9 protein-coding genes and 1 pseudogene are annotated in these 8209 nt (G+C 59.3%); 9 read left to right on the top strand and 1 reads right to left on the bottom strand.

The window, feature by feature from the left end; genetic code table 11:
• From CKF42_RS03450 to mlaA, 9 genes and pseudogenes are all read left to right on the top strand, one after another.
• A pseudogene (locus CKF42_RS03450) lies at positions 1 to 96 on the top strand (heme exporter protein CcmB); the annotation flags it as partial.
• A 50-nt stretch (positions 97 to 146) separates the two neighbouring features.
• Entirely contained in the window at positions 147 to 887 is a 741-nt protein-coding gene (locus CKF42_RS03445) for a heme ABC transporter permease (RefSeq protein WP_111207547.1), read from the top strand.
• Positions 884 to 1117, top strand: coding sequence for a heme exporter protein CcmD (ccmD, locus tag CKF42_RS03440; protein ID WP_009088921.1), 234 nt, complete (start codon positions 884 to 886; stop codon positions 1115 to 1117). The genes CKF42_RS03445 and ccmD overlap by 4 nt, the downstream gene beginning before the upstream one ends.
• Entirely contained in the window at positions 1114 to 1599 is a 486-nt protein-coding gene (ccmE, locus tag CKF42_RS03435) for a cytochrome c maturation protein CcmE (protein ID WP_009088922.1), read from the top strand. The genes ccmD and ccmE overlap by 4 nt, the downstream gene beginning before the upstream one ends.
• A complete protein-coding gene (locus tag CKF42_RS03430) occupies positions 1596 to 3554 on the top strand; it encodes a heme lyase CcmF/NrfE family subunit (protein ID WP_111207546.1) in 1959 nt (652 codons plus the stop codon). Before ccmE ends, CKF42_RS03430 begins: the two co-directional genes overlap by 4 nt.
• Positions 3551 to 4108: a DsbE family thiol:disulfide interchange protein gene (locus tag CKF42_RS03425; RefSeq protein ID WP_111207545.1), complete on the top strand. Its 558-nt coding sequence runs from the start codon at positions 3551 to 3553 to the stop codon at positions 4106 to 4108. The genes CKF42_RS03430 and CKF42_RS03425 overlap by 4 nt, the downstream gene beginning before the upstream one ends.
• Positions 4105 to 4560, top strand: coding sequence for a cytochrome c-type biogenesis protein (locus CKF42_RS03420; protein ID WP_181405338.1), 456 nt, complete (start codon positions 4105 to 4107; stop codon positions 4558 to 4560). The genes CKF42_RS03425 and CKF42_RS03420 overlap by 4 nt, the downstream gene beginning before the upstream one ends.
• The gene (gene ccmI, locus CKF42_RS03415; RefSeq protein ID WP_111207544.1) at positions 4557 to 5768 is read left to right on the top strand and encodes a c-type cytochrome biogenesis protein CcmI; all 1212 of its coding nucleotides are present in this window, start codon (positions 4557 to 4559) and stop codon (positions 5766 to 5768) included. Before CKF42_RS03420 ends, ccmI begins: the two co-directional genes overlap by 4 nt.
• Positions 5769 to 5917: 149 nt before the next feature.
• The gene (mlaA, locus tag CKF42_RS03410) at positions 5918 to 6682 is read left to right on the top strand and encodes a phospholipid-binding lipoprotein MlaA (protein WP_046102299.1); all 765 of its coding nucleotides are present in this window, start codon (positions 5918 to 5920) and stop codon (positions 6680 to 6682) included.
• A gap of 93 nt (positions 6683 to 6775) precedes the next feature.
• Here mlaA and fadL read toward each other — a convergent pair whose 3' ends face one another.
• Positions 6776 to 8059, bottom strand: coding sequence for a long-chain fatty acid transporter FadL (gene fadL, locus CKF42_RS03405; RefSeq protein WP_046102298.1), 1284 nt, complete (start codon positions 8057 to 8059; stop codon positions 6776 to 6778).
• Positions 8060 to 8209 lie beyond the last annotated feature (150 nt).

The raw sequence follows: 8209 nt of genomic DNA, 5'->3' as shown, positions 1-8209 counted from the left end.
GGTGGCTATCTGGCGATTCTTGGCGCGATGCTGGCAGGCAGCGCCACGCTCTCGCCGTTTGCCACGGCGGCGGCGTTACGGATTACGTTGCAGTAACCGCGCATAAAAAGACGCGGCCTTTTTTATCGTTAATGTGAGCATTTGATATGTGGAAAGCGTTACATCAGCTGGCCCGGCCCGAACGGCTCTATCAGCTTTCGGGGCGCCTGGTGCCCTGGTTTGCGATAGCCGGCGTGGCGACATTACTGCTGGGCTGGATCTGGGGATTTGGATTTGCTCCCGCTGACTATCAGCAGGGTGACAGTTTTCGCATCATGTATATCCATGTGCCCGCTGCCATGTGGTCGATGGGCACCTATGCCGCCATGGCCGTCGCGGCGTTTACCGGTCTGGTGTGGCAGATGAAAATGGCCGATCTGGTTTCCGCCGCCATGGCACCCGTAGGCGCGGTCTTTACCTTTATTGCGCTGGTCACCGGTTCCGCGTGGGGCAAACCGATGTGGGGAACCTGGTGGATCTGGGATGCACGCCTCACCTCGGAGCTGGTGTTACTTTTCCTCTATATGGGCGTGATTGCACTCTGGCACGCGTTCGATGACCGCCGCACCGCAGGCCGGGCCGCCGGCGTCCTGATTCTGGTCGGCGTGGTCAACCTGCCCATCATCCACTTCTCGGTGCAGTGGTGGAATACCCTGCATCAGGGCTCGTCCGGCATCCTTCAGCAGGCGATTGCGCCGGTGATGCGAACGCCGCTGCGCTGGGCCATCCTCGGTTATCTGCTGCTGTTTATCACGCTGACGCTGATGCGGCTGCGCAACCTGATTCTGTTAACGGAACGCCATCGCCCCTGGGCACTTGACGTCGCAAAACGGGGAGAGCAGAAATGACGCCGGCCTTTTCCTCCTGGCACGCCTTTTTTGCCATGGGCGGCTACGCCTTTTACGTCTGGCTGGCGGTGGCCTGCACGCTGCTTCCGCTGGCGGGACTGACGCTGCATACCCTGTTACTGCGCCGCCGCCTGCTGGCGGAGATCCGCCAGCGTGATGCGCGTGAACGTCGCATCCGGGCAGCTAAATCCAGAAAAGCCGCGGCTGAAGCGGCAGGAGAGAGTGTGTGAATAGCCGTCGACGCAATCGCCTCTGTGCGGCCGTTGCGATTCTGCTTGGCCTGGGCCTGGCCACCGCGCTGGTGATGTATGCGCTGCGCTCAAACATCGATCTGTTTTATACCCCGGGTGAAATCCTTTATGGCAAAGGCGAGGCGCATGAGAAGCCGGAGGCGGGCCAGCGGCTGCGCGTCGGTGGCATGGTGATGCCCGGCAGCGTGCACCGGGACCCGAACAGCCTGGCGGTAACGTTCAAACTTTATGATGCGCGCGGCGTCGTCAGCGTCAGTTTTGAAGGCATCCTGCCGGATCTGTTCCGGGAAGGGCAGGGCGTCGTGGCGCAGGGCGTGCTGGCGGACGGTAACCAGATCGTTGCCAGAGAAGTGCTGGCCAAACACGATGAGAAATATACGCCGCCGGAGATAGAAGACGCGATGAAGAGCAATCACAACGGCCCGCAGTCACAGTATCAGGCGGGAAATAAATCATCATGATGCCGGAAACCGGGACTTTTCTGCTTTGTCTGGCGCTGGGGCTGGCGCTGCTGCTCAGCAGCTATCCGCTCTGGGGCGCAATTCGTCAGGATGCGCGGCTGATGGCGATGACGCGCCCGCTGGCCTGCGGGCTGTTTGTCTGCATCGCTGCGGCCTTTATGCTGCTGGTCTGGGCTTTTATCTGCAACGATTTTACCGTGGCCTATGTTGTCACCAACTCCAACAGCCTGCTGCCGATCTACTACCGCATTGCCGCCACCTGGGGGGCGCATGAGGGATCGCTGCTGCTGTGGGTATTGCTGCTCAGCACCTGGACCTTAGCCGTGGCGATCTTCAGTCGCGGTATGCCACAGGACGCGCTGGCGCGCGTACTGGCGGTCATGGGGATGATCAATCTCGGCTTCCTGCTGTTTATCCTGCTGACGTCGAATCCGTTTGCCCGCACGCTGCCCGACTTCCCTGTAGACGGGCACGACCTGAACCCGATGCTGCAGGATATCGGCCTGATCTTCCATCCGCCGCTGCTCTACATGGGTTATGTCGGATTCTCGGTGGCCTTTGCGTTTGCCATCGCTTCGCTGATGGCCGGACGGCTCGATACCGCGTGGGCGCGCTGGTCGCGTCCCTGGACCACCGCGGCCTGGGTCTTCCTGACTATCGGGATTGTGCTGGGCTCGGCCTGGGCCTATTACGAACTGGGCTGGGGCGGCTGGTGGTTCTGGGATCCGGTAGAGAACGCCTCGTTCATGCCGTGGCTGGCGGGCACGGCGCTGATCCACTCGCTGGCTGTCACCGAAAAGCGTGGCACCTTTAAGGCCTGGACCGTGCTGCTGGCGATCACCGCCTTTTCGCTCAGCCTGCTCGGTACGTTCCTGGTGCGCTCCGGCGTGCTGGTGTCGGTCCACTCGTTCGCTTCCGATCCGGCGCGTGGCATGTTTATCCTCGCATTTCTGGTGATTGTCATCGGCAGTTCGCTGCTGCTCTATGCAATTAAAGGGGGGCAGGTGCGGAGCCGGGTACAGAATGAAACCTGGTCACGGGAATCCTTTCTGCTGGGCAACAATGTGCTGCTGATTGCAGCCATGCTGGTGGTACTGCTCGGCACGCTGTTGCCGCTGGTTCACAAGCAGCTGGGACTGGGCAGCATTTCGGTGGGTGAGCCGTTCTTTAATACGATGTTCAGCTGGCTGATGGCGCCGTTTGCGCTGCTGATGGGGATCGGGCCGCTGGTACGCTGGCGGCGCGATGAACCGCAGAAACTGGCCAAACGACTGGCGCTGGCGCTGCTCGTTACCCTGGCCTGTTCGATGATGATTCCCTGGTGGCTGCAGGATCGCATTGCGGCGATGACCGTGGTGGGCTTACTGATGTCCCTCTGGATCATTGTGCTGACGCTGCTGGAACTGCACGAACGCGCCACGCATCGCCATCCGTTTCTGACCGGGCTGCGTCACCTCTCCCGCAGCCACTGGGGCATGGTGCTGGGCCACCTTGGCGTCGGGGTCACGGTAATTGGTATCGCCTTCAGCACGCAGTACAGCGTGGAGCGTGACGTACGGATGCGGGCGGGGGACAGCGTAGACATCCATCACTATCACTTTGTCTTCCGCGGCGTGCAGAACCTGCAGGGGCCTAACTACAGCGGGGGCATGGGGATTATCGATGTCACGCGCAACGGGAAACCGGAAGCGACGCTGCAGGCGGAAAAACGCTTCTATACCGCGGCCCGAACCATGATGACCGAAGCGGCGATTGATGGGGGGTTCAGCCGCGATCTCTATGCAGCGCTGGGCGAGGAGCTGGAGGATGGCGGCTGGGCGGTGCGTATTTACTACAAACCCTTTGTCCGCTGGATCTGGGCTGGCGGCGTACTGATGGCGCTGGGGGGCCTGTTCTGCCTGTGGGATCCCCGCTATCGCTCGCGCAAAAAAGCCGCACGTGAGGAGCGCGCATGAACAAGAAAATCCTGCTTATCCCGCTGGTGCTGTTTCTGCTGCTGGCAGCGGCGCTGCTGTGGCAGCTGACCCGCAATGCGGATGGTGACGATCCGACCCGTCTTGAATCGGCGCTGATCGGTAAACCGATGCCGCTGTTCCGGCTGGAAGCGCTCGACCAGCCCGGCAAAACCTATGACCAGCGCGTGCTGACCGATGGAAGGCCGATACTGCTGAACGTCTGGGCAACCTGGTGTCCGACCTGCCGCGCCGAACATCACTATCTGAATACGCTGGCGGAGCAGGGCATTCGGGTGGTCGGCCTGAACTATAAAGACGATCGCCATAAGGCGGTTAACTGGCTGAACACGCTGGGTAACCCCTACGCCCTGAGTCTCTACGATGGCAGCGGCATGCTGGGACTTGACCTCGGCGTCTATGGCGCACCGGAAACTTTTCTGATCGACGGTAAAGGGATTATCCGCTATCGCCACGCCGGCGATCTCAACGCGCGCGTCTGGGAGCAGGAAGTGAAACCGTTGTGGATGAAATACAGTGCGGAGGCGGGATCATGAGATCGCTGTTACTGATCTGTGGCCTGCTGTTCAGCATCAATCTGTGGGCGACCATCGACACACTGCAATTTGACTCTCCGGCTCAGGAGGCGCAATACCGTGACCTCACCGCATCACTGCGCTGTCCGAAATGTCAGAACAACAGCATCGCCGACTCGAATGCCATGATTGCCGCCGACATGCGGCTGAAAGTTTATGAGCTGATGAAGCAGGGGCAGAGCCGCCAGCAGATCATTGATTACATGGTGGCGCGCTACGGCAACTTCGTCTCTTATTCGCCACCACTGACCCCGTCAACGCTGATCCTGTGGGCTGGCCCGGCGCTGTTTGTGCTGCTGGGTGGCGCGGTGATTATTCTGCGCAGCCGTCGGCGTCACACCCACAGTGCGCTGGATGACGCTGAGCAACAGCGTCTCGATGCCTTACTGAAGTCAGACAGGAAGCCGTCATGAGTGCATTCTGGATTACCCTTTTTCTGTTACTGCTGGCGGCGTGCACGCTGTTCCTGGCCGCGGGCTGGCGGCAGCGTCAGGCCAGCCTGGGCGACCGCGATCGCCTCAATCAGCGCTTTTACCATCAGCGGATCGATGAGCTGGCGCAGGATGAAGAGCAGGGCGTTGTTGCTGAGCGCCCAGTAATGGAGCGCGAGTTACAGCAGACGCTGCTGGCCGATATTCCGCCGGCGCAGAGCCTCCCGTCCCACAGCAGCAGCCGCTGGATTTTGCTGCCGGGCCTGCTCGTGCTGATTGGGGTGTCGCTGGGAACCTATCTGAAAACCGGCGGCCTGACGCAGTACACCGGCTGGATGCAGGTGCAGCAGGCGTACCCTGCGCTGCGTGCGCGGCTGATGGACCCCGGCGCCAGACCGCTCAGCATGGAGGAGCTGGCACGTTTAGAGCTCGGATTGCGTACCGCCCTGCAAACGGAACCGGATAATCTGGCCGACTGGACCATGCTGGGGCGGCTTGGCATGGTGCTGAATCAGGCTGATATCGCCAGTCAGGCGTTTGAGCATGCGTTACAGCTCTCACCCAACGATATGACGCTGAAGCAGGATTATGCAGAGGTGCTGACGCGCTCTCCCGATCCGCAGGATAACCGTCAGGCGTCACTGCTGCTGCGCGCTCTGCTGAAAGCGGAGCCGCAAAACCCGCGTACGCTTGGCCTGCTGGCGTTTAACGCCTACGGCCAGCAGCAGTACGATCAGGCGATTGAAGCCTGGCAGGCCCTGCTGAACGTGCTGCCTGCCGGTGACACACGACGCGCGATGATCGCCCGCAGCATTGAGCAGGCGAGAAGCGATGCCGGAGAGCAGAGCCGTCAGCTGGCGCTGACCGTGCGGCTGACCCCGCAGGCAGAAAAAATGTTACCGCAGGACGGAGTGTTGTATATTTCGGTTTCTGACGGGACGTCACCGGTGCCGGTGGCGGTGAAGCGCATGCCGCTGAGCCACTTCCCGCTGTCGCTGACGCTGGATGACAGCAATGCCATGATGCCGGATCGCCTGCTGTCGGCGCAGCATCAGGTCGCGGTTCGGGTGCGTATCTCCCGCGACGGCAGCGCCACCCCGCAGCCGGGTGACTGGCTGGGTGAGAGCGCCGTGACGCCCTGGGATGGTCATCAGCCGATCGCGGTAGAGATTAATCAGCAGCTTCCCTGAACGTCATCAACGATCCTGTTCAGGTCGCTGCGTGCCATTGCCTGCTGCCTCTGGCATAAAGTCAGCTATGCTCATCGGGTAAGCCGATTCGACGCCGGGCTGTGCCTGAACGATGGGTAGCCCTTTTTCATCCGCACAGGGAGATTGGAATGAATTATCGCCTGACCAGCCTGGCTGTGGCCAGCGTCCTTCTGGTAGGTTGTGCCAGTTCAAAGCCGGCAAATAACGATCCTGCGCAGCGCAGCGATCCGTTCGAAGGCTTTAACCGCACGATGTTTAACTTTAACTACAATGTGCTGGATCCCTATGTGCTGCGTCCGGTCGCTGTCGCCTGGCGCGACTACGTGCCGGTGCCTGCACGAACCGGCCTGAGCAATTTCCTCGGCAACCTGGAAGAGCCCGCCAGCATGGTTAACGCTATTCTGGTCGGTGACGGACGCGATGCGGGTATCCACTTCACCCGTTTCTTCCTGAACAGTGTGCTGGGTCTGGGTGGTTTCATTGACGTCGCCGGTAAAGCCAATCCGGAACTGGCGCGTGAACAGCCGCACCGTTTCGGCACCACGCTGGGCCACTATGGTGTCGGCTATGGTCCTTACGTTGAGCTGCCGGCTTACGGCAGCTTTACTATACGGCAGGATGGCGGTGACTACGTTGATACCCTCTATCCGATCCTCGGCTGGCTGACCTGGCCGATGTCGATTGGTAAGTGGACGCTGGAGGGGATTGAGACCCGCGCGCAACTGCTGGATTCCGATGCGATCCTGAAGCAGCAGAGCGATCCGTACGCCTTTATCCGTAACGCCTACTTCCAGCGTCACGACTTTTTGGCGCGTGGCGGCAAACTCAAGCCGGAAGAGAATCCAAACGCCGCTGCGATTCAGGATGACCTGAAGGATATCGACGCGCAGTAAACGCAGGACGCAGGCTCCCTGAGCCAGCATGCGATTCAGGGCGACAAAAAAGGGCGACTCAGTTGAGTCGCCCTTTTTAATTGTGCTATCCGGTCAGAACTTGTAGTTAAAGTTCGCGCCGTAAAGCCAGGCCTTGCCTTCTGAGTTAAAGGTATAAGGACCTTCTTTCACCGTCACTTTCTGTCCGTGCATATAGGAGATGCCCAGATCGACCGAGGCGTTATCATTGAAGGCGTACGAGGTACCCGCACTCAGCCACAAACGATCCTGATCCGGGATGGAGATAGAGCGTTTATCGGCTGGCACCGGGCTGTCATCAAATGCGATACCGGTGCGGAACGTCCAGTTGCTGTCGTAGAAATAGGTGGTGCCCAGCGCGATACGGTAGGCATCGTGGAAGCTTTCATCTTTATAGAACAGCGTCTGGCCCTGAGAACCGGTGGCTTTCAGCTCCTGGAACTGACTCCAGCTGGTGTAGGCCATGCTGTAGTGAACCGCCCACTGCGGAGCCACTTTATGCCAGCCCGACACTTCCCACATCTCCGGCAGATTCAGGGTTAACGCGCCCGGAACCGTCGTGCCGTTGGTACCAAAAGGCACGCCTGACACTTCCGGGTTGTTGACCGCGTTCAGACGGGAGGACAGATTACTTTTGTAATCGCCATCAAAGTCGATCTTCACCTCTGAACGATAGCTGAAGCCGAAGCGGTTATTTTCATCCACTTCATACAGGATACCGGCATTCCAGCCGTAGCCCCACTCGTCGCCTTTCAGATGGGCAACCTGCGTATCAGCCGGTACGCCCAGTCTCGCGCCTGATTCACCGGCATAGCGTTCAATTTTCGCTTTAGCATAAACCGCATCAAAACCGACGCCCACGCTGAAGTGCTCATTGAACCGGTAAGCGGTGCTGAGGTTTAAGTTGCCGGTCATCAGGTCCGTTTTACCGCCATAGCCGCCAGCGGTGTAACCATTATTAAACTCTGTTGCTAAGCCATAGTTGGAGGTTGCCGATGCGCCAATCCACCACTGATCGTTGATGGGCTGAACGTAATGAATATTGGGTATCCACTGATTCGGGGCGATGTTGCTGGCATCCAGGCTGCGGCCCGTCGGACTGCGGCCCGTGATATCCACATCCGGATCAATATAAACCGCACCGATGGAAAACTCCGGGCGATCCATTAACGCCATCGTTGCCGGGTTACGGCTGGCGGATGCCGCCGTATCACCCATTGCCCCTTCGCCTGAGTAGGCGCGACCTAAACCAATCGTAGAGAACTCATTTAACTGAAACCCAGCTGCGTAAACGTGTGAAGAGACAAGCGCCACTGCAGCCGCCACGGCTGACTTTGCGAACAGGTTCTTATGGTTCATGACCACAACCTCATGTGAATTATTATTTAACGCTATAACGTCGCGTAACAAAGGACGGCGGATTGTAGGGACTGACGGTAAACGCACATATCAGACCAGTGCGGAGAGTATAGGTCCGACCTGTGTGCAAGTTGCAATATTGTTTTTAAA

The sequence above is a fragment of the Pantoea sp. ARC270 genome (genome assembly GCF_003236725.1).
Classification (GTDB): Bacteria; Pseudomonadota; Gammaproteobacteria; order Enterobacterales; family Enterobacteriaceae; genus Pantoea; species Pantoea anthophila.
The sequence above is the reverse complement of the archived record's forward strand: the minus strand, read 5'-3'. Positions and strand labels throughout refer to the sequence as shown.